Origin of the sequence: Tardiphaga sp. 172_B4_N1_3, assembly GCF_052076035.1 — a bacterium.
In the GTDB taxonomy this organism is placed as follows: Bacteria; Pseudomonadota; Alphaproteobacteria; order Rhizobiales; family Xanthobacteraceae; genus Tardiphaga; species Tardiphaga robiniae.
Genome location: NZ_CP197238.1, coordinates 3,985,571 through 4,008,868, shown reverse-complemented (window position 1 = coordinate 4,008,868; position 23,298 = coordinate 3,985,571). Strand labels below are relative to the sequence as shown.

Genomic DNA, 23,298 nt, shown 5'->3' with positions numbered 1-23,298 from the left:
AAACAACATGCCCGACTTCATCACCCTCGATGCACTGGTCCGTAACACCGCCGCGTCCAAGCCGACCAAGATCGCCGTGATCGATGCCGATCGCCAGATCGATTACGCCGCCTTCGATGCGCTGATCGACCGTATCGCTGCATCGCTGCAGGCCAGCGGCCTCAAGCCGCGCGATGTGATCTCCATATGTGCGCTGTCGTCGATCGAATATGCAGCGGTGTTTCTTGGTGCGTTGCGCGTCGGTGTGGCGGTGGCGCCGCTGGCGCCGTCATCGACACCCACGGATTTCGCCGCAATGGTGAAGGATGCGGCCGCAAAAATCCTGTTCATGGACGACGCGACGGCGGCCTCCTTTGCGGATGCTGCGATCGATCCCTCGGTCCAGCGCGTCGCGCTCGACGGCGGCAAGGCCGGCAAGTCCTTCACGCAGTGGCTTGTGCCCGAAGGCACGAAGCCGGCTCCGGTGACCATCGATCCGGAATGGGTCTTCAATATCATCTATTCCTCGGGCACGACCGGTACGCCGAAAGGCATCATCCACACCTGCTGGATGCGCTGGCGGCAATATGGCCAGCTCGATCCGCTCGGCTACGGGCCGGATGCGGTCACCGTGCTGTCGACGCCGCTCTATTCTAACACCACGCTGGTCTGTTTCAATCCGACACTCGCCGGTGGCGGCACCCTGGTGCTGATGAAGAAGTTTGATGCGCGAGGCTTCCTTGAACTCAGCGCCAGACATCGTGCGACCCATGCGATGCTGGTGCCGGTGCAGTATCGCCGCATCATGGCCGTCGAAGATTTCGACAGTTTCGATCTCAGGTCTTTTGTGATGAAGTTCTCGACCTCGGCGCCATTCGGCGGCGCGCTGAAGGCCGATGTGTTGAAACGCTGGCCGGGCGGGCTGACCGAATATTACGGGATGACCGAGGGTGGCGGCACCTGCGTGTTGCTTGCGCATGAACACCCGACCAAGCTGCACACCGTCGGCCAGCCAGCGCCAGATCATGAGATCCGCCTGATTGACGAGGATGGCAATTTCGTTGCCCAAGGCGAGATTGGCGAAGTGGTCGGGCATTCGCCCGTCATCATGCAGGGCTATCTCAACCAGCCCGGCAAGACCGCCGAGACGTTCTGGCACGACGCTTCCGGAAAGCGCTATGTCCGCACCGGCGATGTCGGGCGCTTTGACGAAGACGGCTTTCTGCAGCTGATGGACCGCAAGAAGGACATGATCATTTCTGGCGGTTTCAACATCTATCCGAGCGATCTCGAAGCCGTGCTGACGAAACACGACGACGTGCTCGAAGCCGCTGTCGTGGCCATGCCGTCGGAAGAGTGGGGTGAGACACCGGTCGCCTTCGTGGTGATGAAGGCAGGTGCCTCAGTCGATGCGCCGGGGCTGAAGGCTTGGACAAATGAGCGTGTCGGCAAGTTCCAGCGACTCAACGATGTCGTGCTGGTCGATGTGTTGCCGCGCAGCGCCATCGGCAAGGTGCTGAAGCGGGAGTTGCGAGACCGCAAGCTGGCGGCGGATTTGTCGGCGTAGCGCGCCGCTTTCCCTCCCTCAAGCGCGGCGTAGCCGCGCGCAGTGGGGAGGGTGGCGCATCGAGAGCGAAGCGATCGATGTGACGGGTGGGGTGCAACAAGCGTAGCTCTGTATGTGGCGCGACCCCCACCCGACCGGCCTGGCGGCCGGCCACCCTCCCCACGCAAGAGCGGGGGAGGGACTCCGCGGCCACTGCACTTGACTACCAATAATCTTCAATAATGCGGTGGAGGTTCATTCCGCGGCGCACCGCTGTTGCTTTCGGCTTCCTGCAGCCGCTCGCCGAGCGTGGCGACCTGCCGCGTCAGCATGTCGATCTGTTTCCACTGAGCGGTGATCGTCGCATTCAGCGTTTCGATCGTGTCGTCCTGATAGGCGACGCGGGCTTCGAGTGCGTCGATACGTTCGCGCAAGCCTGTCAGGTCGTTTGCGGTCTCACTCATCGGATGCGCTCTCCCGCAGCATCGCAAAATCTTCCGAATTGATCGGCAAGTCAGGCTTGATCGACTGGCTTTCGACGAGGCCATGACCGAGCGCGACGCGCTGGTCAAACACGAAGCATTCGCCGCGCCAGCGGCTCTCGGCCTCAGGGATCTCCTCGAGATATTTCAGGATGCCGCCCTTGAGATGATAGACGTCGGCGAAACCGCGCGAGAGCAGATACGAACTCGCCTTCTCGCAGCGGATGCCGCCGGTGCAGAACATCGCGATTTTCGTGTGCTTGGCGGGATCCAGCGTACGCGCCACGAAATCCTTGAACTGGCCGAAGCTTGCGATCTCCGGATCGACCGCGCCCTCGAACGTGCCCATCGCCACTTCGAACGCGTTGCGCGTATCGAGCACCAGCATGTTCCCGTTAGCGATGAGATCGTTCCAGTCGGCGGCGTCCACATAGGTGCCAACCGTCTTGGTCGGATCCGTCTGGGGATCGCCGAGGGTGACGATCTCCTTTTTCAACCGCACCTTCATGTGCAGGAACGGCATCAAGCTGGCGCGGGAGAATTTCAGCTCCAGATGGTTCAGTCGGCCGCTGAACATCACGCCGGTCTCAAGTTCGTGCACCAGCGCATCGATGGCGGCGTCTGTCCCGGCCACGGTGCCGTTGATGCCCTCGTCGGCCAGCAGGATCGAGCCTTTGATGCCGAGATTGACGCAGAGTGCGCGCAGCGGCTCGCGCAATTGCCGAAAATCCGGCAGCGCGGCGAATTGATAGAGGGCGGCGACCTTGAACATGGCGGGGGTTTACCAGCCGGACCCGCGAGGGGGAAGTCCGGGAACTGGCCGAAATATCGTTGCCATCAGGGCTTTGGGCCGGATGCTCCCCTGCGCAGGTATTGACCTATGTCATACCCGGCGAAACCAGCGCAACGCGTAGTGCCAGAACGCAAAAAACCGGCCCCTTACGGGACCGGCTTCTTTTGCAGCGTCACCTGCGACCGACGGAGGAGTCAAAACTCCGCCGGTTGGAATTGGTTAAAGTTTGCGGTTCGCAAAATCCGACGCCTTGTCGGCGGCGTCCTTGGCAGCCTGCTTGGCATCGCCGACGGCCTTCTGCGCGTGGCCCTTGCCTTCCTGGATCAGGCCTTCGCCCTGCAGGCGGTCAGAGCCGGTCGCTTCACCGATGCCCTGCTTGGCCTTGCCGATGGCTTCGTTTGCGGTTCCCTTGATCTTGTCTGCGGTGGCACCCATGGGATACTCCTGTCATGTAGCAGACGCAGTTCCGAGACCATTCTCGATACGCGCTGCTTGAGCTTCGCAGAGACAATTGCCAGCTCAATTGAATGTTCCTCACTCCCGGGGGCGTGATGCCGCATGCGGTGGCAGCATTTCTTCGGAACTCAAGAAGGCATTGAAATGTCCGGTCACGGCCACGATCACACTCATCCGCACGATCACGCGCATGATCATTCTCACGACCATGATCCAGATCGCTGGAAGCACGACGGCATTCGCGTCATTCCCGCCGACAATCTCGATACCAACGTGCCATCGACCAAAGGCATGGACCGTGCGGCGGCTATCAATTTCGCGCGCGTCGGCGCGCAGAAACTTTGGGCCGGCACCGTGTCGATCCAGCCGGATGCCAAGACCGGTGCGCATCATCACGGCCATCTCGAAAGCGTCATCTATGTGGTAAAGGGTAAGGCTCGGATGCGCTGGGGCGATCGCCTGCAGTTTACCGCGGAGGCCGGTCCCGGCGATTTCATCTTCGTTCCGCCTTACGTGCCGCATCAGGAAATCAATGCGAGTGCCGACGAAGTGCTGGAATGCGTGCTGGTGCGCAGCGACGGCGAGGCGGTCGCTATCAATATCGATATCGAGCCGGTGGAGAAGCCGGAGACGGTGTTGTGGGTCGATCCTACGCATCCCGATGGGGCGGTGAAGAAATAGTTATCTTACCTCGCCCCGCTTGCGGGGAGAGGTCGCTTTCCGCATGCGCAGCATATGGAAAGCGGGTGAGGGGGAGTCAGTGTTTCACTCGCTGACTCCCCCTCACCCGTCGCGACAAGCTTCGCTTGCCGCGCCACCCTCTCCCCGCAAGCGGGGCGAGGGAAGAAGGCTATTTGATCTCGGGCAATCCCGGCGAGAACGCCAGCGCACTCTCGATCCACTTCGCTACGCGCAGCGTGCGCAGATCGTTCAGATAGGGGCCGACCACCTGCAGGCCGAGCGGCAGATGGTTCTTGCCGAACCCAGCCGGTAGCGACAGCGCGGGCACGCCGATCAGGGTCCATGGCGCGCAATATTCGGCATCGCCGGTATAGCTCAGCCCTTTCGGTGCTTCGCCATAGGCCGGCAGCGTCAGCACCGCATCGTAATTCGTCATCTGCGCGGTGAAGTCCGCGCGCAGCTTCGTCTGCAACGCCTTGGCCTTGAGATAGGCTGCCACGCTGATGGCGCTGCCGGTCTCCACCAGCTTCTTTAGGTGATCGCTGGTCTTGTCGGGATAGCGCGCGACGAGATCGCCAAAGATCACCGCGCCTTCGGCGGCCAGAATGATGTTGATCGCGTCCCAGTTGCTGCGATCGAGTTCGGGCAGTTCCAGTTCTTCGATGACAGCACCCGCGCTACGCAGTCGGGCAACGGAGGCTTCGAACACCTGTTGCTGCTCGCTCTCGGCCTTGGCGAACTTGGCGAAGCGCACCACCGCGAGGCGCGGCGACGGCAGCGGTAGCACGCCGCGCTCGACGGAGATTTCAAAGGCCGGCACCGGCGCGCCGTGCGGATCGCTGCCGCTGGTGCCTGCGATCAGTGACAGCGCATAGGCGACGTCATCGACCTTGCGCGCGAAGAAGCCGATATGGTCGAGCGACTGGCTGAGGTGGTGTGCGCCGCTGCGGGGAATAGTGCCGAAGCTCGGCTTGAAGCCGACGACGCCGTTGAAGGCAGCGGGACGGATGATGGAGCCCAGCGTCTGCGTGCCCAGCGCCAGGGGCACGATGCCGGCAGCGACGGAGGCTGCCGAGCCGGAGGACGAGCCGCCCGGTGTGTGCTTGCTGTTCCATGGATTGGTGGTCGGGCCGGGATGGCGCCAGGCGAATTCGGTGGAGACGGTTTTTCCGAAGATGGTGGCGCCGAGATTGCGCAGACGTTCGATCACCCATGCATCGGCCGATGGCACGTGATCAGCATAGACGGCCGAGCCATTGGCGGTCGGCATGTCGGTGGTGGCGATGATATCCTTGACGGCGATGGGGATGCCGGAGAGCGGCCCTGGCTTGCGCACGGTGTCGGTGGGGAGGACCTCAAAGGCCTTCAGTATGGGCTCGGCAGCCTTGGCCTGTGCGAGCCGCTCCGATGCGTAGTGATCTGCCGCAGATGTGTTGCCCTTGAACAGCCGCAGCAGGTCCAGAACCCCCGCGCCAGATGTTGCAGTGCGCGCGGTTGCATTCGTCATGTCGTGTTGTCCTGAACGTTTCTTCTGGGATCAAGAGAGGCGCGCAGCCGCGAGGCTGCGCGCCTTCGATATTACTTCATCGCCAATGCGGGCTCGATATATTTCTTCACGACAAACTTGTCATAGTCGGGCTGGGCCGCGAGATTGCCGAGCGCGATCTGGGTGTCCATAGAGATCTTCAGCGAGGGTGCAGAAATATCGACGCTGTCCGGATAGACGCCGTCGGCCAGCATACGCTTGACGGCGGATTCGATCACGGCCGGATCCAGCGTTGGAAATTCCTTCTGCGCAATGGCCACGGTCTTGGCAGGATCTTTCTTCATGAAGCGCATCGCCATTTCCATACCGTTGGTGACGCGCTGCGCCAGATCCGGATTGACGTCATTGCGGGCGGTCACCGACGAAAATGCATAGGCGCCGTAGCTCTTCGGGAAGCCGTAGACCACCTTCATGCCCTTGGCGACGACCTGATCGAGGCCGGGTTCATACATCACGGCGACGTCAGCCTGTTTGGCAAGGAATGGACCCGGTTCGCTGCCGATCGCGACTGGGATCATCTCCACATCGGTCTTGCCGTCCATGCCGTTCTCCTTCAGCAGTTTCAGGAACAGCGAGGTGCTGGTGGTCGGCATGGTGCCGACGACAACCTTCTGGCCCTTCAGGCTCTTGACGTCAGTGAACTTGAAATCCGGCGCGGTGGCGATCCACACCGCGGCGCCGTTGACGACATTGGCGATGATGCCGACCGGTGCGCCCTTCGAGGCCGCAATGGCTGTCCATTCCGGGCCATGGATCGAGAACTGTGCGCTGCCGGAGATCACTGCCGAGAGTGCGACCGTGGGCGAGCCTGCGGTTTCCTTGGTGAGGTCGAGGCCCTGCGCGGTGAAGAAGCCCTCGTTAATGGCGACATAGAGCGGCAAATACAGCATCGACTGGAAGGCCTGCGACAACACCACCTTCTTGTTCTGCGCCATCGCTGGCGTGGCGAGCAGGACTCCAGCCAGCGCAACCGCGCCGGTGATACGCTTCAACAACGACATAGAACGTCTCCGTTATGGTGGAAAGAGAGGGATTAAACCTGGACCTGATGCGAGGTGGTCGCCTGCTTCCACGGCAGCGAAGTGCGCTCGATGATGTCGATGACGTAATAGAGCACGAAGCCGAGGATCATCAGCGTGAACAGCCCGACCCAGACTGAGTTGAGGTCGTACAGGCTGGAGGCGAGGAAGATCATGTGGCCGAGGCCGCGCTGCGACGAGATGAATTCGCCGACGACGGCGCCGACCAGGCCGAAACCGATATTGATGCGGAAGGTGGCGATGATCGACGGCAGTGTGGATGGCACCACAGCCTTCCAGAACACCTGATGCTTGTCGGCGCCCATGGAGATCATCAGCGACTGCAGATCGACGTCGGCATCCTTGGCCGCCTGATAAGCGGCGATCAGCGCTACCAGTGCAGTGAGTGAAACGGCGAGTGCGACCTTCGATATCAGGCCGGTGCCGAACCACAGCACCACGATGGGCGCAAGCGCGATCTTCGGCACGGAATTGATGGCAACGATGAAGGGCTCGACCAGCTTCGCGACGAACACCGAATACCACAGCGCAAGACCGAACAGCGATCCGAAGATGGTGCCGATGATGAAGCCCAAAATGGCCTCGAACAGCGTGTACCAGGAATCCGACAGCAGTTCGCCGCTCAGGACCAGCTTGTAGAACGTGGCGAAGATGCCAGATGGCGACCCCATCAAAAATGCCGAGATATAGCCGGCATGGACGCCGAGCTCCCATAGCGCGAAGAACACTGCGACGGCGAGCAATTGCAGCACGGCGCGGCCGAGCGTGGTGTCGAAGGTCGATCGCTTCTTGTGGGACTTGCGCGGTGCGGTCTTCTTGCGCGCGGATGTGCCGGACATCACGAGGCTCATGACGTTGTCTCCGTCTGGATATCGAGTTCGGCGCAAAGCGTCTTGAAATAAGTCGAGAATTTCACGTCGTTACGCGCGGTGATGGGCGAGGTTGCCTCGATGTCGATCTCATGCACGACCTTCACCCGTGCCGGGCGGCCGGACAGCACGACGACGCGCTTCGACAGCGCGACCGCCTCGTCGATGTCATGGGTCACGAGGATGACCGTCTTGTTGAATTTCTGGACTGCATCCTTGAGCACGCCTTCGAGATACAGCCGCGTCTGATAATCCAGCGCCGAGAATGGCTCGTCGAGTAGCAGGATGTCGGGATCCATGATCAGCGTACGGATCAGCGCCACGCGCTGGCGCATGCCACCGGACAGGGTCTTGGGATAGGCATTCTCGAAGCCGGCGAGGCCGAACTGCTTGAGATACTCGCGCGCCTTCTCCTCGGCCTCCTTCTGGTCGACGCCGCGGGTCTCCAGCCCGAGCAGCACATTGCCCATCACCGTGCGCCACGGAAACAGCAGGTCTTTCTGCATCATGTAGCCGACGCGGCCGCGCAGGCTTTCGATTTCCTTGCCGCGATAGGTGATAGTGCCGCCATCGGGCTCCAGCAGGCCGGCGATGATGTTGAAGATGGTCGTCTTGCCGCAGCCGCTGGGGCCAATGATGCTGACGAAATCGCGCTCGTTGATGGTGAAGGAGAGGTCGTCGAGCACATTGACGTCGCCGCCCTTGCCGGCAAACGACTTGCTGATGTTCTGGACGGTGAGTTGAACTTGTTTCGGCGGCATGATGCGGTTTCCTGGGTACCGCACATACGCAAGCTGCGTGCCATCTTGGGCGCGAAAAAGCCTCAAGCAATCGCGCAGGTTTTCTGCTGAGTGCTTGAGGCTTGAAGTGTTTTGCCCCGGCTTTGGGCAGGCTGGATTTATTCTCGGCGATAAATTGAGCAGGTGTGGCGAAGTGTATTTTTGGCGAACACTTTAGGCGACCTCGCGCTCCGTTCTCTCGTTCGTCATGGCCGGGCTTGTTCCGGCCATCCACGTCTTGTTCGCCTCGGCCAAGACGTGGATACGCGGGACAAGCCCGCGCATGACAGCTGATAGGTCCGAGATCAGCCCGTCACCGCCATCACTGCTTCCTTGATCTTCGCCAGCGCGTAGTTGCCGACCATGGCGGCGTCCACATGCGGCAGGTTCGGGAGCTCGTCAGGCGCCACCACGCAATCGACGATGGCGGGTCCGTCACAGGCCAGCGCGTTGGCGATAGCCTTCTTCAAATCACCCGGCTGCTTGGCCGTAAAGCCTTGCGCGCCGCAGGCGCGTGCCAGTGCCGCGAAATCCGGATTGGGGAATTCGATGGCTTCGCGGAAGGGCGCCAGGCCGATGCTTTCCGCTTCCAGCGTGATCAGGCCGAGGGCGGAGTTGTTATAGACGATGACCTTGATGGGCAGCTTGTGCTGCACAGCCGTCATGAATTCGCCCATCAGCATGTTGAAGCCGCCGTCGCCGGTGAGCACGATCACCTGCTTGCTGCGATCGAGGATCTGCACGCCGTTGCCCTGGCCGACGGACGTGCCGACCGCGGCATTGTTGAACGAGCCGATGATGCGCTGGGTGCCGTTCTGGCGGATCCAGTTGGCCGACCACAGCGTGTTCAGACCGGTGTCGAACACGAAGATTGCATCGGGTCGTGCCAGATCGCTGGCGATGCGCGCGACGGCCTGCGGGTGGATCTTGTTCTTGTTGCGGGCCGGGTCGGCCTGCTTGTCGAGCATCTCATCCCACTTCTTGCGGGCGTGACTGGTCGTCTCGAAGAACTGGCCGTCGGTCTTGGTTTGCACCCTGTCCAGCAGCATCTTCAGCGCTGGCCGTGCCGAGCCGATGACGCCGAGGCTCGTCGGTGTGCGCCTGCCGAGCGCTTCGGCGCGCACATCGATCTGGATGACATTGCCCTTGCGCGGCAGGAAGTTGGAATAGGGATAGTCGGTGCCCACCATGACGAGCAGGTCGCAATCATGTACGGCATTGTAGACGGCTTTGGTGCCGATCATGCCGAGCCCGCCCATCCAGCGTGGATCGTCAAACGCCATGATCTCCTTGCCGCGCACCGAATGCACCAGTGGCGCCTTCAGCTTGTCGCTGAGCGCACGCAGGAGTTCGGCGCTGCCGATGGCGCCATGGCCGCACATGATGACAACGCTGCCGGCTTCGTCGATGCGGCGGGCGGCTTCCTGTATGGCGGCATCATTCGGCAGGATCTCGCCGCGTGGCACCAGCGTGGCAAGGCTCGCTGTCGCCCCTTCGGCTTTCGACGACAGCACGTCGACAGGCAGCGTCAGATGCGCGACGCCAGGCCCTGCATAGGCGGTGGAGATGGCCTGATGGATCACACCGGGCGCCTGCGCGGCGGTGGTGATGGTCTGGGTGTAGAGTGCGACGTCGCGAAACAGCAGGTCCGGCTCGGTGGTCTGGAAAAAGTCAACGCCTTTTGCGGCTCGCGCCATTTCACCAGAGAGCGCCAGCACCGGGGCGTGATCGCGCGCCGCTTCATAGAGACCGGCGACGAGATGCGTGCTGCCGGGCCCTGTGGAGCCGGCGCAGACGCCGAGTTTGCCGGTGAGCTTGGCCTGGCCAGCGGCGGCCAGCGCCGCGCCTTCCTCGTGCCGTACCCCGACCCACTCGATCTTGCTGCGCCGGACCGAGTCCGCCAAAGGATTAAGCGAGTCGGCGATTAGGCCGAAAATCTGCTGTACGCCAATCGTCTCAAGAACATGGACAATCTCATCCGCGACAGTTTTCGACATGGGAGCTCCGATTTCTAGAATTGGCTCTCCGCCGGGAGGCGGGCTGATGCAGCAATGCGGTCGGTCCAATTGCGATTGGAGCCGAATGGTCGCACTGCAGCAATAGCTGAACCGCGAAACGGTTTCATGATGGTCAATTAAGTTTGCGCAATGCTTGGAGAAATGCGCGATGTGTTGAACGTTTGTTACATGTATCGGAAGATCGGATCGCCATAGTCGATGGCCGGAAATACGTTCTTGTCGCTCCAGTAGTCCTGGTTGTGCTGCCACTCCTGCTTGTCGCCGCGCTTCGGCAACAGGTGCATGCCGCGCATGATGTAGCCCGGGTTGAAGTCCTCTGGATCGATCCAGGGCAGTAGCGGCATGTCGCTGTCCTCCGGCCGCAGCATCGGCGTCACTGTGGTCGTGCCGGTCTCTTCCATGTGCTTCAGGAGCCCGCAGACGAAGTCGGCCACGAGATCGACGCGCAATGTCCAGCTGGCACGGAGATAGCCGAAGATCCACACCATGTTCGGCACGCCGGTGAACATCATGCCGCGATAGGTCACAGTGTCGGAGAAATTCAGCGGTGCGTCATCGATGGAGAAGGCGATATCGCCGAGCATGTTGAGATTGAAGCCGGTGGCGGTGACGACGACGTCGGCGTCGATCGTCTTGCCTGATTTCAGCGTGATGCCGTGTTCGGTGAAGGTCTCGATCTCATCGGTGACGACGGTCGCCTTGCCGGCCTTGATGCTCTGGAACAGATCACCATCGGGGATGAAGGCGATGCGCTGGCGCCAGGGCCGATAACGCGGCGTGAAATGAGTGGCGATATCGTAGTCCTTGCCGAGATAGGCCTGTACGCCCTTCAGCAGTTCCTCTTTCACCACCTCCGGTTCACTGTTAGTCCGCTTGGTAAAGGCCTGCTGATCGAACAGGATCTTGCGGCGGACGATCTCATGGACCCATTCTTCGTCGACATCCAGCTCGCGCAGCGTCTCTGCCAGAGCGTTGGCATTGCGGCCGGTGATGAAGAAAGTCGGCGAGCGCTGCAGCATGGTGACTTCAGCGCATTTGTCGGCAATGGCCGGCACTAGAGTCGCTGCAGTCGCACCGGAGCCGATCACCACGACTTTCTTGCCGGTGACGTCGAGATCCTCTGGCCACGTCTGTGGATGCACCATGCGGCCCTTGAACCGGTCCATGCCCGGCCATTGCGGCGTGTAACCCTGATTGTGGTTGTAATAGCCCTGGCACATCCAGAGAAAACGTGTGGCGAAGTTCAGCGTCTCGCCGGTGTCGTGGCGGACGACCGTCAGCCTCCAGAGCTTGTCGTCATTCGACCAGTTGGCGGAGAGGATCTTGTGCTTGTAGCGGATATGCGCGCCGAGGCCGTTCTCGGCGATCACGTCCCCCATATAGCGCAGGATTTCCGCAGCGGTCGCGATGGGCGCCGAGGTCCAGGGCTTGAAGCGATAACCGAACGTATGCAGGTCACTGTCGGAGCGGATGCCGGGATAGCGATGGGTGTGCCACGTGCCGCCGAAACTGTCCTGGGTTTCCAGAACCAGAAAACGGGTATCCGGATTTTGCTTGGTGAGGTGATAGGCGGCGCCGATGCCGGAGATCCCAGCGCCGACGACGATGACATCGACATGTTCGGCTGCGTTTTCGACGGACGAATCTGTGGCGATCTTTCCCTGGACGTTCATGGTTCCCGATCTTTTTTGGCTCTCGCGCTTGGTGCGCGGATGCTTTTACGCGGTGATCCCCGGCCTAAGGCCGGGGATCACCGCGATCGGTATCATTGACGATCGCAGGGAATGCGCAAGCGAGAATTGCGCCGGGGAGGCGTCAGGTTTCCGTTGCAGGAGTTGCCACGGGTGGCCGTGCGCGTCTCGAGAACAGGATACGCTGATACAGCCAGCCGATGGCCACCAGCACGAGGCCGAGGCACATGAAGGACAGTGCGCGGTAGACGCCGGTGAGCGACGACATGTCGACCAGGAACGCCTTCAGCACCGTCAATGCGATGACCACGGCGGAGGCGAGCCGCGCGCGCTGCGAGTTGAACAGGATGCCGATGCCGAGCAGCACGACGCCAAAGCCGAGCCACGCGATCGACAACGTATATTGCTCGGCGTCGGTGATCGAAGCGTTGTAGAAGATCGGACCGTGATAGATACGGCGGATTTCCAGCGTCACGTAGGCCAGCGCCAGTACGAGCGCACCGCCAGCGATGGTGTTGCCATAGGCGGGCTTGCGACGGCCCGCTACGGCGTAGGACAGCAGCAGAGCGAGCACCGCGGGCAGAGCATAGCCGAGCAGCAGTAGGTTGAAGATTACGCCGCCGACATCGATACGCCAGATGCCGGGATTGGTGATGAACAGCAACCCGCCGAGACTTGCGACGCCGGCGAACAATGTCAGCAGCCCGGCACTGACGCTGTGAACGATGCTGCGGCTCCGCTCCCACAGGCGTTCCAGTCCGATTGCCATGGCCAACGCGACGCAGATCTGCAGCGCGACCTCGGTGAGGCTTGAGGAGGACCGATAGACATCGCCGCCATTTACGAAGTGGCGGATCTCCATAAAGGCCAGCAGCACCGTGAACAGGATCGCTGCGGATTCCACCATGCGCAGCGGCGCGTCATCGCCGCGGCGGCGCATCAGGAGGCTGGCGGCCCAGAACGATGCAGCGGGCACGCCGTAGCCCCACAGCAGCCAGTTGAAGATCGGCGTGGTGCCGACGAGATCGCCGACCACGCGGGGCTCCCAGCCCATCCGGGCGACGACAATGCCGGCAAGGATGGCCGCGAGCCAGCGCAGGAACGGGATCGGCCGCTGCATGGAGATCCAGGCTGTGCCCAGCGCCATCAGCGACAGTGCGATGGTGAGCCAGCCTTTCTCCAGTGCAAAGGTCAGCCCCAGCGCCAGCGCACCGAGCGTGCCGGTGGCGAACAGCGCCGTGGAGATCGCGAGGCCCGGACGTGGCTCGCGCTTGCCGAGCAGTTCGGTGGCGGCCGCGAAGGCTGCGCCGATGATCACGGCGAGAATGGCGAAGGGGATCGAGCGATCGAGATGCGCGATGCGGGCATAGAGCGCGATCAGCAGCGCCAGCGGCGTGAATACCGCGGCGCCCGACCAGATCACCGGAATAACGGCGCTAACGGATCGGCCCTGTGCGAGGAAGCCGAGCACGCCGAAGCCGAGGGCGAAAACCGCCGCGGAGGCGAGATGCAACGACACCGAGCTTTCCACCGGGCTGGCGCCGATGCCCGCCAGTGGCCCGCCGGGCAGCACCAGCATGTCGAGATTGCCCTGGATGGCCCATTTCAGGAAGACCACGGCGACGAAGCCTGTGGCCACGGCAACCGCCGCGGTGGCGGCTTGAGCGTACCAGGCGACGAACAGCGTGCCGGCGACGACGAGCGCGAATGTCACCATGGCCATGTCGGCATGAAAACTGGAGAGCACCACCAGCGTCGCGCTGAGCAAGCTCGCACTGAGCGCGCCCGACGAGATGCCTTCGATGCGGCCTTCTTCAGCCGGCGGGCCGTACAGGAAGCCGCAGACGACCAGCAGCGAGGCAAGCAGGAAGCCGGCGAGGACGTGGAATGTATGCGGTGCAAGGGCAGGTGTCCCGGCGTCGAGGCCCGGCAGGGTCCACAGCGTCGCGAAGACGATGGTGGTCAGCGCCAGCCAGCGCCACAGCCGGATACGCGCGAGGCTGAAGGCGGCCGCCATAACGATGGCGAGATAGATATACAGCGCCCAGTAATCCGGCTTGCCGGACGACACCAAAACCGGCGTGACGAAGGCGGCGGCAATGCCGAGGCCGGCAAGGGCCGGGCCGTGCAGCAATGCCGCGGCCATGGTGCACATGGCGACGATGCCGAGCAGGGCGAAGGCTGTGCCGGGGACGAGGAAGTCGTACAGCGCATAGGCGGCGTAGACGGTGGCAAAGGCGACGGCAGTGCCGGCCGCTGTGAGGATCGCCGGAATATTGGCGATGGGCAGCGGTGCAATCGCAGACAGGCTTTCCTTGCGGCGCGCAAATTCGCCGACGGCAAGCAGTGCCAGGGCGAACAGGCCGCCGAGCAGCACGCGCACTTCGGGGCCGAGCAAGCCGGCCTCGATGGAATAGCGCACCATGAAGAAGCCGCCGAGCGCCAGCGTGAGGCCGCCGACCCAGACCACCCAGCGCGTGCCGATGCGTTCCTCGAAGCCGGGGCCAGCCGCAGGGGCTTCCACAGGCGCGGCGGGTTCGGGCGTAGTATGAGCAGGGACATCCGGCTGGATCGAGGGGGCAGCTTCGCGAGTCACCTCGGTTGGAGTCTCGGATACGGCAGGGGCGGATGCAATGTTCGGCGTGGTCGGTGTGAGGTCCGGCCTTGCGACGGCGGCCGGCGTTGCCGCCACGCGCGGCAGCGCCTCATAGGCGTCGACCCGGGCGCGCAGCATCTTCACTTCATTGCGCGCCTTGCGCGCGAAGATGAAGGCAACGATGGCAATCACTAGCGTGACGAAACTGAAATCATCGAACATCGACTATCAAACCTTCAGGAGGCAGGGCACACGCCAATCATGCCCCGGAACGGCGCCCGGGGACATGGCCATCGGTATGTGTTGTCGTGGAGAACTTTAGTTCACGCGCCGCGCGTAATTGCTGGAATTAATCCAGATCGAGGCGGAACGGCTTGCCGATCACGGTCAGATTGCCGGGGCCCATCTCGTCGAGCGCGCGGACCATGCGGCCGCCGCGGCCCAGCGCCTTGTCGGCGAGAGTCACGAGCAGGCGGTTGGGGGAGGCGATCGGCGAGGCGGCGCGGATTCGCAGCGCGATGTCGCGCTCGTCGCGGTCCGGATTGAGCATGCAGGCGGCGGCAAAAGCGCTGGCGGTGGAACGCGAGATGCCGGCATAGCAATGGATCACCAGTGGCGAGGCGCGATCCCAGCCGCGGACGAAGTCCAGCACCTGCGTGATGTGGCCTTCGTTGGGGGCGACAAAGCCGTCCATCGCCTCGGTGATGTCGTCGACCTGCACCCTGAGATGATTGGCCTCGCTGATCGACGGCGGCCGCTGCACCTGCGCGACATTGGCCATGATGGTGAGCACGTGGCTCGCGGCCGTGTCCTTCACGGTGGGATGCAGATCGGCGAGCGAGCAGACGTGGATCATCGGGGAACCTTTTGTTGAGCGTCGTTATAACGCTCCGTTCTCTCCACGTCATGCCCGGGCATGACGGAGTTTACATTACGCCAGCAGCGCCTCAAACCTTGCCAGAAACCGCTTCTCAGCCTTCCCCGCCGACCACGGCGTCAGGTAATCTTCCACCATGGCTTCCGAGAGGCCGGGATCCTTGCCGAACAGACGCCTTGCCTCGGCTTCCTTGAAGCCGGCGAGGCGTGTGGCTTCCAGATAGGCGGCGCCCATATCGGCGGCCTTGATCTGTTTGGTGATCTCCGGTGTCAGCGCCGGCGGCAGGCCGAAGCGGATGTGGATGGCGCCGAGCAGGCGATTCTCGATCACCTTGTAATCGCCGCCGATCACCGCCTTGAACGGCGAGATCATGTCGCCGATGACATATTCCGGCGCGTCATGCAGCAGGGCTGCGAGCCGCACGCGCTCGTCGGCGCGCGGCATCTGCTCGCGCAACACGGCTTCGACCAGCAGCGTGTGCTGTGCTACCGAGAAAATATGCGCGCCGTGGGTCTGCCCGTTCCAGCGCGCGACGCGCGCGAGCCCGTGGGCAATATCGGCAATTTCGATATCGAGCGGCGAGGGATCGAGCAGATCAAGCCGCCGGCCCGACAGCATGCGTTGCCAGGCGCGGGTGGCGACGTCGCGGGAAAATCTTTGGTCGAATTTCGATTTGGCCATCGGTTCTTGGTCTTGAGTTTCTTGCTGCTACTTCGCCTTGAGGCGCGGCTTGCGCTTCAGGCCCATGCAGGCTTCGTGGCAAAAGCAGGTCACGAGATGATCGTTGACCATGCCTGTGGCCTCCATAAAGGCATAGACGATGGTCGGGCCGACGAATTTGAAGCCGCGCGCCTGCAGGTCTTTGGAGATCTTGGCCGATAGCGGTGTCGAGGCCGGCACGCTGCCATGGGCCTTGAAATTGTTGACCAGCGGCTTGCCGTCGACGAAGTCCCACAGATATTTCGAGAAGCCGGCGCCTTCTTCCATGATTTTCAGATAGCCTTTGGCGCTAAGGATCGCGCCTTCGATCTTGGCGCGGTTGCGCACGATGCCAGCATCATTCATCAGCGCGTGAACTTTTTTCTCGCTGTAGCGCGCGATTTTTTCCGGCTGAAAGTCATCGAATGCTTTGCGGAAATTGTCGCGCTTGCGCAGGATGGTGATCCAGGAGAGGCCGGCCTGGAAGCCATCGAGGATCAGCTTCTCGTAGAGCGCGCGGTCGTCATATTCGGGGACGCCCCATTCGGCGTCGTGATAGGCGACATAGAATGGATCTTCACCCGGCCACGGGCAGCGCGTCTTGCCGTCGGCATGCGTGATCGCGGGTTTGCTCATGCCGAGATCTTTTTCATGCGGGGGTCTTCTTCGTGGCCAGCGCGCGCACGGCAGCGGCGTCGGCGAGATGAATGGCGATGTCGCCGGCCAGGAAAGCGGCATCGGCATCGAGCGCATCACTGGCGCGGTCGGTGCGGATCATGGCGAGGCCACGGCCATCGGCAGACGAGCCCATGGTGCCGATCGGCTTGTCCGCAGCGCGGATTTCGGTGCCGGCGGCCGGCGCCGCGCCATCCAACGTGACGCCGACGATGCGCGTGCGCGCGGTGCCGCGATGCTGCATGCGGGAGACGACCTCCTGGCCGATGTAACAGCCCTTGTCGAAATCGACGCCGGAGAGCTTGTCCATATTGGCTTCGTGCGGGAACGCATCGCCATAGGCGAAGTCCGCGCCCCCACGTGGCACGCCGAGGCTGATGCGATGCGCCTCATAGGCCGGCGCATCGACCAGTTCGGCACCGACCAGCGCGGCCGTCTTCGCGGCGAGATCCGCCGGCACGAGGATGCGGTAGCCGAGCGCGACGTTGCGCGGATCGGCAAAGGCGAGGTCCGGCTTCATGCCGGGCTCGCCGTCCCACACCGCAAGCACGCCGAGCGCGTCGGAGAGATTTTCCACGGTCACCTTGGCGCGCAGCTTGTAGAAGCCGAGCTTGGTGGCCAGCGGTTGTGCCAGTTCGCGCGGGCAGTCGATCAGGAGGCCGCCGCCATGGCCGGCCGGCGCTTCGGTGATGAGGAAGTCGGCGATGATCTTGCCCTGGGGCGTCAGCAGCGCGCCAAACCGTGCGGTGCCAGGCGTCACCACCTCGATCTCGGAAGTCACGAGGTTGTTGAGGAAACCGCGGGCGTCGCCGCCGGCGATTTTCACCACACCCCGATCGGGGAGAAACGCTGCTTTCATTAGGAAAATCTCGAAAAATCCAATAAACGAGCCAGGAAACGAGGGTGAATCACGGCTGGCGGATATGACAGCTAAAGTTAAGCCGCTAAGATGCCGACAACAAGGCCCGCGCTCATCCTGCGCGGCATTCACAGGCTGTGACGAGACCAGATGACCCAGACATTCGATACGATTTTGAAGAACGGCACCGTCGTCAATCAGGACGGCGCGGGCGTGCGCGATATCGGCATTCGCAATGGCCGAATCGCGGCTATCGGATCGCTCGGCGCGGCCTCGGCCGCTGAAGTGATCGACTGCAAGGGGCTGCACATCCTTCCGGGCGTGATCGACACCCAGGTGCATTTCCGCGAACCGGGCCTCGAGCAGAAGGAAGACCTGGAGACCGGATCACGCAGCGCCGTGATGGGCGGCGTCACCGGCGTGTTCGAAATGCCGAATACCAATCCGCTGACCATCGACGAAGCCACCTTCACCGACAAGGTGAAGCGCGGCCATCATCGCATGCATTGCGATTACGCCTTCTTCATCGGCGGGACCCGCGAGAACGTGCAGGACCTGCCGGAGCTCGAACGCGCGCCCGGCTGCGCCGGCGTGAAAGTATTCATCGGCTCGTCCACCGGCGCGCTGCTGGTCGAGGACGATGACAGCCTTCGCCGCATCTTCCAGGTCATCAAGCGCCGCGCCGCCTTCCATGCCGAGGACGAATATCGCCTCAACGAGCGCAAGAACCTGCGCATCGAAGGCGACACCCGTTCGCACCCGGTTTGGCGCGACGAGACTGCGGCGCTGATGGCGACACAGCGGCTGGTCAACCTGGCGCGCGAGACCGGCAAGCGCATCCATGTGCTGCATATCTCGACGAAAGAAGAGATCGAGTATTTACGCGACCACAAGGATGTCGCGTCCTGCGAGGCGACGCCGCATCATCTGACCATGGCGGCGCCGGAATGCTATGAGCGCCTCGGCACGCTGGCGCAGATGAATCCGCCGGTGCGCGATGCCAGCCATCGCGACGGCATCTGGAACGGCATCAGTCAGGGCATCATCGATGTGCTCGGCTCCGATCACGCCCCGCACACGCTTGAGGAAAAGAAGAAAGTCTATCCGGCGTCGCCCTCGGGAATGACCGGCGTGCAGACGCTGGTGCCGATCATGCTGGATCACGTCAATGCCGGTCGCCTGTCGCTGGCGCGCTTCGTCGATCTATCGAGCGCCGGTCCAGCACGGCTCTACAACATCGCCATGAAAGGCCGCATTGCGGCGGGCTATGACGCCGACTTCACCATCGTGGATCTTAAGCGCACCGAAACCATTACCAATGACTGGGTAGCCTCGAAAGCCGGCTGGACGCCCTATGACGGTGTGAAAGTCACCGGCTGGCCCGTCGGCACCTTCGTGCGCGGTCGCCGCGTGATGTGGCAGGGCGAACTGGTCACGCCGTCGCAGGGCGAGACGGTGAAATTCCTGGAAACGCTAAAGGCTTGAACTCTTCACCCTCCTCTGGAGGGGGCGGGTCGATGCGAGCGTAGCTCGCAGCGGGGTGGGGTGAAATCACGAGCGACGTAGTGTGTGGCCTCACCCCACCCCGTCTCGCATCCGCTTCGCGGATTGCTCACCGACCCTCCCCCTTCAGGGGAGGGTAAGAAATCTTACTGCCGTGCTAGTGTCAGCGAGAACTCGCCATTGCGCACGCGGCCCGGAAGACCCTCGACAAACTTCGCCACGGCGTCTTCGCCATAGGTGCCGACGAGCTCGGCAAAGGCCGCGAACAGGCTGGCCTGCGCGAGGCAATCGCCATCGACGCCGTCATGCCGTGCTTCCGCCCAGGCTTCGTTGAGATAGCTCAGCGCGGCCTGCTTCTGTTCCTGATCCGGTAGCGGCTCGCGGGCGGGGCGGTACGACAATGATTCGCTCATGAAATTCCCAAAACGGTCTTCGGTGCGCATCAAAGCGAAGCGCGCCTCGCAAGTTCGAATCGAGATTTACCACGCGGAGCAGGTTCCGCGAGCGACATCTTTAAGAAAGGTTAACGACAGTGACTCACATTGTCCGACATTATGTTAACAGCGGGAACCGGTCATCTTGACTGGTTGAGGAAGCCTATGGACGCAAACAGTTTTTCGTCTTTCGCGAGTCCCGGCGACGCTGCGCGCGCAGCAGAGTTGCGCCGCGTCAAGGCGATTGCGGCGCTGGTGCTGGCGAGCTGTCTGGTCGTGTTTGTCGGTGCAAAAATCTTGCTGCCGATTCATCCCGCGTTCGGATTCGTTGCGGCCTTCGCGGAAGCGGCCACCATTGGCGGATTGGCGGACTGGTACGCCGTTGTCGCGCTGTTCCGTCGGCCGCTGGGTCTGCCGATTCCGCACACCGCGATCATCCAGGCGAATCAAAATCGCATTGCCGACAAGTTGGGTGAATTCATCGAGGTGCATTTCCTCGAAGCCGGGCCGGTCGAGGCCAAATTACGTGAGGTGGATTTTGCGAGTTTCGTTGCAGACTGGCTGAGCGATAAAAAGCGTAGCGCGGATCTCGCGCGTTTCTTGCTGCGGCTGTTGCCGGAGGCGATGTCGGCGACGGAAACGTCTGGTCTCAAAACCTTCATCACGCGCCGCGTGATGACCCAGCTGCAGTCGGTTGATCTCGCGCCCATCGCTGCCGGCACCATGCGCGGCTTCATCCGGGATGGTCGCCATCAGGGCCTGCTCGACAATCTGCTCGGCGCGATGCATGGCGCGCTGACCGAGCCGGACACGCTGGCTGTCATCAAGAACAAGATTCGCGACGAGCTGCCGACGTTGCTCAAACTCTATCGCGCCGATGCGTTCCTGCTGAAGCGCATCGTCGCGTCGGCCACGACCTTCTTCGATGATGTACGCAAGGATCCTGCGCATCCGTTCCGTGGTGAGTTCGACCGCATGCTGTTGTCCTTCGTCGATCGGCTGGAGACCGAGCCCGGCTTCACCGGTCGCATCGATGGGTTGAAACGCGATCTGCTGGCGCGACCCGAGCTTGCCGAACTTGGACGTAATCTCTGGAACAATGCGCGCAGCTTCATCGAGCGCAGCGCATCAGGTGAAAGCAATGTACTGGCACATCATCTCGCCAATGTATTCGTCGAGGCCGGCGCAGCGCTGCGCGCCGATGCCGAGATGCGCGGCGAGATCAACCATGGCATCGTCGTGGTGCTGCGCACGTTCATCGCCGATCAGAAAAGCGGCGTGTCGAGTTTTATCGCCGATCAGGTGAAGAGCTGGGACATGCAGCAGCTGATCGGTGTCATCGAAGTCAATATAGGCCGCGATCTGCAATATATCCGCTTCAACGGTTCGCTGATCGGCGGCCTCGCTGGGCTGGCGCTCTACACGATCGAATATCTGTTGCGACTGCTGTGAGAGCAGTTCCGCATTGCGGAAGTGAGGCGCCGGGGGGTATCGGGATGCGCTTGAACTGCCACAAACCCGACCTTAACTTGAGTGAACTGATAGTTGCTTCGGTGCGTTGTGTGATTCCCTCCCTGTGAGGCTGCATTCAAATCAATCGATATGACCGGCCAACGCGCCGGCGAGAGGAAATCAGATGTCGGCTACGGCCCAGGCGCAACGTCCCCCATCGAAAACCCTGATGTTTCTTGAAGGCCGTGCGGTTCACGAATTCGGCGCCTTTCTCGGCGCGCTGCCGCTGCTGAATCTCGCGCCGCGTGGCGATGGTCATCCGGTACTGGTACTGCCCGGCCTTGTGGCCTCGGATGTTTCGACAGGTCCGCTCCGCACGTTCCTCAAGGGCCGCGGCTATGCCGTCAGCGGCTGGAAGCAGGGTCGCAATCTCGGGCTGCGTGACGGTGTGCAGGGCAGCATGGTCGAATTGCTGAAAGAGATGAACGAGACTCACGGCCGCAAGGTGAGTCTGGTTGGCTGGAGTCTCGGCGGCCTTTATGCGCGCCAGCTCGCCAAGATGATGCCGGACCGCGTCCGTTCGGTGATCACGCTGGGTAGCCCGTTTGCCGGCCATCCGAAATCCACCAATGCCTGGCGTGTCTATGAATTCGCCAGCGGCAAACGCGCCGATGACACCGACGACGATTTCGGTGGTTCGCTTGCCGATACGCCGCCGGTCCCGACCACCGCGATCTACAGTCGCACCGACGGTGTCTGTGCCTGGCAGGGCTGCATGGAGAAGCCATCGGCGATGTCGGAGAGCATCGAGGTCGAGAGCAGCCATTGCGGCATGGGCCATCACCCCGCTGTCGTCTATGCAGTGGCGGAGCGTCTCGCGCAAAAGGAAGGCGCGTGGGCGCCGTTCGATCGCTCCGGCTGGCGCAGCCTGGTCTATCTGGACCCGAACAGGTAAGGGCGCGTCAGCGACGTGCTTACTCTGCTGCTGTTGTCACAATCCTGATCTTAGATGTCAGTGTCCGGTGCACCGGACACTTGTCCGCGATCTCCATGAGCTTTGCGCGCTGCTCGGCGTCGAGCTTGCCGTCGATCGTGATGACGCGCTCGATCTGGTCGATGCCGTCCTTGGTCTCGCATTCCTCGCAATCCCTGGCGTAGATCTTCTTGTGATTCAGCGTCACCGTGACGTGGTCCATCGGCAATGCCTTGCGTTCGGCATAGAGCCGCATGGTCATCGCGGTGCAGGCGCCGAGCGCGCTGAGCAGCAGATCATACGGACCGGGTCCGGTGTTCTCGCCGCCGGCGGCGATCGGCTCGTCGGCGAGTATCTGATGCGGGCCGACAGTGATGACCTGCTGGAATTTGCTGGCGCGCGTCTCGCTCACCACCACCTTGCGCGGCTCTTCAGGCAGGCTCGCTACGGGCGTGACGGCGACCGCATTGAGATAGCGCCCGGCCCAGGCGGCGATGACATCGGCGACATAGATTGCGTCATGCTTTTGCGTGAGCAGATGATCGGCGCCGGCCAGCGAGACGAAGCTCTTGGGATGTTTGGCAGCGACGAAAACCTTCGTGGCGTTGTCGATGCCCACGGTGTCGTCGGTGGGCGCATGCATGATCAGCAGCGCCTTGTGCAGCCTGGTCACCTTGGTCATCAGATTGTGCTCGGCGATATCGTCGAGGAATTCACGCTTGATGCTGAATGGCCGACCGGCGAGCTTGACCTCGACCTCGCCCTTTTCGCGGATCGCGTCGACATGTTCGGCGAACATGTCGGTGACATGCGCGGGATCGGAGGGCGCCGCGATGGTGACAACGGCCTTGGCTTCCGGCACCTGTTCAGCGGCGGCGAGGATCGCTGCGGCGCCGAGGCTGTGGCCGATCAGGATTGCCGGTGCCTGGCGTATTTCCCGCAAATGGTCGGCGGCCTTTACGAGATCGGCGATATTCGACGAGAACGTGCTATTGGCGAAATCGCCCTCGCTGGAGCCGAGTCCAGTGAAGTCGAAGCGCAGCACGGCGATGCCCTTGAGCGTCAGCGCCGCGGAGATACGCCGCGCCGCGAGCACATCCTTGCCGCAAGTGAAGCAATGCGCGAACAGCGCATATGCATGGACAGCGCCATCGGGCAGGTCCAGCGCCGCCGCCAGCATATGGCCGGCCGCGCCGGGGAATTGAAAGCGTTCAGTTGGCACGGTGGGCTCCTGTCGTGGCAGATGTCTCTATTCTACACCGATTCCACCCAATCAATCAGTGGTTACCCAACACCCGTGCGAGAATGAGGCCGAGCTGCTCTCTTCGCGCCGCGCCTCGGGTTGAACTT

The 23,298-nt window shown here is 62.3% G+C and carries 21 protein-coding genes; 5 read left to right on the top strand and 16 right to left on the bottom strand.

Annotated elements, in window-relative coordinates:
• The first annotated feature begins 7 nt into the window (after window positions 1-7).
• Window positions 8-1,546, top strand: coding sequence for a class I adenylate-forming enzyme family protein (locus tag AB7783_RS19040; protein WP_441278489.1), 1,539 nt, complete (start codon window positions 8-10; stop codon window positions 1,544-1,546).
• 215 nt (window positions 1,547-1,761) lie between these two features.
• Here the strand turns inward: AB7783_RS19040 and AB7783_RS19035 are convergent, their stop codons facing one another.
• From AB7783_RS19035 to AB7783_RS19025, 3 genes are all read right to left on the bottom strand, one after another.
• A complete protein-coding gene (locus AB7783_RS19035; protein WP_439084003.1) occupies window positions 1,762-1,989 on the bottom strand; it encodes a SlyX family protein in 228 nt (75 codons plus the stop codon).
• Window positions 1,982-2,779: an oxygen-dependent tRNA uridine(34) hydroxylase TrhO gene (gene trhO, locus AB7783_RS19030; protein ID WP_441278488.1), complete on the bottom strand. Its 798-nt coding sequence runs from the start codon at window positions 2,777-2,779 to the stop codon at window positions 1,982-1,984. The genes AB7783_RS19035 and trhO overlap by 8 nt, the downstream gene beginning before the upstream one ends.
• Before the next feature lie 240 nt (window positions 2,780-3,019).
• Window positions 3,020-3,235: a CsbD family protein gene (locus AB7783_RS19025; RefSeq protein ID WP_089265843.1), complete on the bottom strand. Its 216-nt coding sequence runs from the start codon at window positions 3,233-3,235 to the stop codon at window positions 3,020-3,022.
• Between the two features lie 165 nt (window positions 3,236-3,400).
• Between AB7783_RS19025 and AB7783_RS19020 the strand changes: the two genes are divergently transcribed.
• Window positions 3,401-3,937, top strand: a complete 537-nt coding sequence (locus AB7783_RS19020) for a cupin domain-containing protein (RefSeq protein ID WP_089266238.1) — start codon at window positions 3,401-3,403, stop codon at window positions 3,935-3,937.
• 169 nt (window positions 3,938-4,106) lie between these two features.
• Here AB7783_RS19020 and AB7783_RS19015 read toward each other — a convergent pair whose 3' ends face one another.
• From AB7783_RS19015 to ygfZ, 11 genes are all read right to left on the bottom strand, one after another.
• Window positions 4,107-5,444 (bottom strand): amidase, encoded by a 1,338-nt coding sequence (locus tag AB7783_RS19015; RefSeq protein ID WP_441278487.1) that lies wholly within the window; start codon window positions 5,442-5,444, stop codon window positions 4,107-4,109.
• Between the two features lie 71 nt (window positions 5,445-5,515).
• On the bottom strand, window positions 5,516-6,484 hold the full coding sequence (locus AB7783_RS19010) for an ABC transporter substrate-binding protein (RefSeq protein ID WP_120287165.1): 969 nt from the start codon (window positions 6,482-6,484) through the stop codon (window positions 5,516-5,518).
• Window positions 6,485-6,516: 32 nt separating this feature from the next.
• A complete protein-coding gene (locus AB7783_RS19005) occupies window positions 6,517-7,374 on the bottom strand; it encodes an ABC transporter permease (protein WP_441278486.1) in 858 nt (285 codons plus the stop codon).
• Entirely contained in the window at window positions 7,371-8,153 is a 783-nt protein-coding gene (locus AB7783_RS19000) for an ABC transporter ATP-binding protein (RefSeq protein ID WP_089265846.1), read from the bottom strand. The genes AB7783_RS19005 and AB7783_RS19000 overlap by 4 nt, the downstream gene beginning before the upstream one ends.
• A 323-nt stretch (window positions 8,154-8,476) precedes the next feature.
• Entirely contained in the window at window positions 8,477-10,168 is a 1,692-nt protein-coding gene (locus AB7783_RS18995; protein WP_441278485.1) for a thiamine pyrophosphate-dependent enzyme, read from the bottom strand.
• A 185-nt stretch (window positions 10,169-10,353) separates the two neighbouring features.
• Window positions 10,354-11,862, bottom strand: coding sequence for a flavin-containing monooxygenase (locus tag AB7783_RS18990; protein ID WP_441278484.1), 1,509 nt, complete (start codon window positions 11,860-11,862; stop codon window positions 10,354-10,356).
• 142 nt (window positions 11,863-12,004) lie between these two features.
• Entirely contained in the window at window positions 12,005-14,698 is a 2,694-nt protein-coding gene (locus AB7783_RS18985) for a DUF2339 domain-containing protein (RefSeq protein WP_441278483.1), read from the bottom strand.
• Between the two features lie 127 nt (window positions 14,699-14,825).
• The gene (locus tag AB7783_RS18980) at window positions 14,826-15,332 is read right to left on the bottom strand and encodes a tyrosine phosphatase family protein (protein ID WP_089265850.1); all 507 of its coding nucleotides are present in this window, start codon (window positions 15,330-15,332) and stop codon (window positions 14,826-14,828) included.
• Window positions 15,333-15,407: 75 nt separating this feature from the next.
• On the bottom strand, window positions 15,408-16,034 hold the full coding sequence (locus tag AB7783_RS18975; RefSeq protein WP_441278482.1) for a YfbR-like 5'-deoxynucleotidase: 627 nt from the start codon (window positions 16,032-16,034) through the stop codon (window positions 15,408-15,410).
• A 27-nt stretch (window positions 16,035-16,061) separates the two neighbouring features.
• On the bottom strand, window positions 16,062-16,688 hold the full coding sequence (locus AB7783_RS18970; protein WP_441278481.1) for a DNA-3-methyladenine glycosylase I: 627 nt from the start codon (window positions 16,686-16,688) through the stop codon (window positions 16,062-16,064).
• Between the two features lie 13 nt (window positions 16,689-16,701).
• Window positions 16,702-17,586, bottom strand: coding sequence for a CAF17-like 4Fe-4S cluster assembly/insertion protein YgfZ (gene ygfZ, locus AB7783_RS18965; RefSeq protein WP_441278480.1), 885 nt, complete (start codon window positions 17,584-17,586; stop codon window positions 16,702-16,704).
• A 150-nt stretch (window positions 17,587-17,736) separates the two neighbouring features.
• Here ygfZ and AB7783_RS18960 point away from each other — a divergent pair, with 150 nt between their 5' ends.
• Complete coding sequence (locus AB7783_RS18960; protein WP_441278479.1) at window positions 17,737-19,071, top strand: dihydroorotase; 1,335 nt, start codon at window positions 17,737-17,739, stop codon at window positions 19,069-19,071.
• A gap of 164 nt (window positions 19,072-19,235) precedes the next feature.
• On the opposite strand, the gene AB7783_RS18955 is transcribed toward AB7783_RS18960, so the two are convergent.
• Window positions 19,236-19,502: a hypothetical protein gene (locus tag AB7783_RS18955; RefSeq protein ID WP_441278478.1), complete on the bottom strand. Its 267-nt coding sequence runs from the start codon at window positions 19,500-19,502 to the stop codon at window positions 19,236-19,238.
• A 186-nt stretch (window positions 19,503-19,688) separates the two neighbouring features.
• Here AB7783_RS18955 and AB7783_RS18950 point away from each other — a divergent pair, with 186 nt between their 5' ends.
• Together AB7783_RS18950 and AB7783_RS18945 are read left to right on the top strand one after the other, a co-directional pair.
• Window positions 19,689-20,975, top strand: coding sequence for a DUF445 domain-containing protein (locus tag AB7783_RS18950; protein ID WP_441278477.1), 1,287 nt, complete (start codon window positions 19,689-19,691; stop codon window positions 20,973-20,975).
• 184 nt (window positions 20,976-21,159) lie between these two features.
• Window positions 21,160-21,930 carry an esterase/lipase family protein gene (locus tag AB7783_RS18945; protein WP_441278476.1) on the top strand — a complete coding sequence of 257 codons (771 nt, stop codon included), beginning with the start codon at window positions 21,160-21,162 and terminating at the stop codon, window positions 21,928-21,930.
• Window positions 21,931-21,949: 19 nt separating this feature from the next.
• On the opposite strand, the gene AB7783_RS18940 is transcribed toward AB7783_RS18945, so the two are convergent.
• Entirely contained in the window at window positions 21,950-23,170 is a 1,221-nt protein-coding gene (locus tag AB7783_RS18940) for a bifunctional alpha/beta hydrolase/OsmC family protein (RefSeq protein WP_441278475.1), read from the bottom strand.
• Between the last annotated feature and the right edge of the window lie 128 nt (window positions 23,171-23,298).

Bases quoted from the DNA above. Each gene is read 5' to 3' on its own strand.
- AB7783_RS19040 (WP_441278489.1), top strand. From the start codon at position 8: ATGCCCGACTTCATCACCCTCGATGCACTGGTCCGTAACACCGCCGCG.
- AB7783_RS19035 (WP_439084003.1), bottom strand. From the start codon at position 1,989: ATGAGTGAGACCGCAAACGACCTGACAGGCTTGCGCGAACGTATCGAC.
- trhO (WP_441278488.1), bottom strand. From the start codon at position 2,779: ATGTTCAAGGTCGCCGCCCTCTATCAATTCGCCGCGCTGCCGGATTTT.
- AB7783_RS19025 (WP_089265843.1), bottom strand. From the start codon at position 3,235: ATGGGTGCCACCGCAGACAAGATCAAGGGAACCGCAAACGAAGCCATC.
- AB7783_RS19020 (WP_089266238.1), top strand. From the start codon at position 3,401: ATGTCCGGTCACGGCCACGATCACACTCATCCGCACGATCACGCGCAT.
- AB7783_RS19015 (WP_441278487.1), bottom strand. From the start codon at position 5,444: ATGACGAATGCAACCGCGCGCACTGCAACATCTGGCGCGGGGGTTCTG.
- AB7783_RS19010 (WP_120287165.1), bottom strand. From the start codon at position 6,484: ATGTCGTTGTTGAAGCGTATCACCGGCGCGGTTGCGCTGGCTGGAGTC.
- AB7783_RS19005 (WP_441278486.1), bottom strand. From the start codon at position 7,374: ATGAGCCTCGTGATGTCCGGCACATCCGCGCGCAAGAAGACCGCACCG.
- AB7783_RS19000 (WP_089265846.1), bottom strand. From the start codon at position 8,153: ATGCCGCCGAAACAAGTTCAACTCACCGTCCAGAACATCAGCAAGTCG.
- AB7783_RS18995 (WP_441278485.1), bottom strand. From the start codon at position 10,168: ATGTCGAAAACTGTCGCGGATGAGATTGTCCATGTTCTTGAGACGATT.
- AB7783_RS18990 (WP_441278484.1), bottom strand. From the start codon at position 11,862: ATGAACGTCCAGGGAAAGATCGCCACAGATTCGTCCGTCGAAAACGCA.
- AB7783_RS18985 (WP_441278483.1), bottom strand. From the start codon at position 14,698: ATGTTCGATGATTTCAGTTTCGTCACGCTAGTGATTGCCATCGTTGCC.
- AB7783_RS18980 (WP_089265850.1), bottom strand. From the start codon at position 15,332: ATGATCCACGTCTGCTCGCTCGCCGATCTGCATCCCACCGTGAAGGAC.
- AB7783_RS18975 (WP_441278482.1), bottom strand. From the start codon at position 16,034: ATGGCCAAATCGAAATTCGACCAAAGATTTTCCCGCGACGTCGCCACC.
- AB7783_RS18970 (WP_441278481.1), bottom strand. From the start codon at position 16,688: ATGAGCAAACCCGCGATCACGCATGCCGACGGCAAGACGCGCTGCCCG.
- ygfZ (WP_441278480.1), bottom strand. From the start codon at position 17,586: ATGAAAGCAGCGTTTCTCCCCGATCGGGGTGTGGTGAAAATCGCCGGC.
- AB7783_RS18960 (WP_441278479.1), top strand. From the start codon at position 17,737: ATGACCCAGACATTCGATACGATTTTGAAGAACGGCACCGTCGTCAAT.
- AB7783_RS18955 (WP_441278478.1), bottom strand. From the start codon at position 19,502: ATGAGCGAATCATTGTCGTACCGCCCCGCCCGCGAGCCGCTACCGGAT.
- AB7783_RS18950 (WP_441278477.1), top strand. From the start codon at position 19,689: ATGGACGCAAACAGTTTTTCGTCTTTCGCGAGTCCCGGCGACGCTGCG.
- AB7783_RS18945 (WP_441278476.1), top strand. From the start codon at position 21,160: ATGTCGGCTACGGCCCAGGCGCAACGTCCCCCATCGAAAACCCTGATG.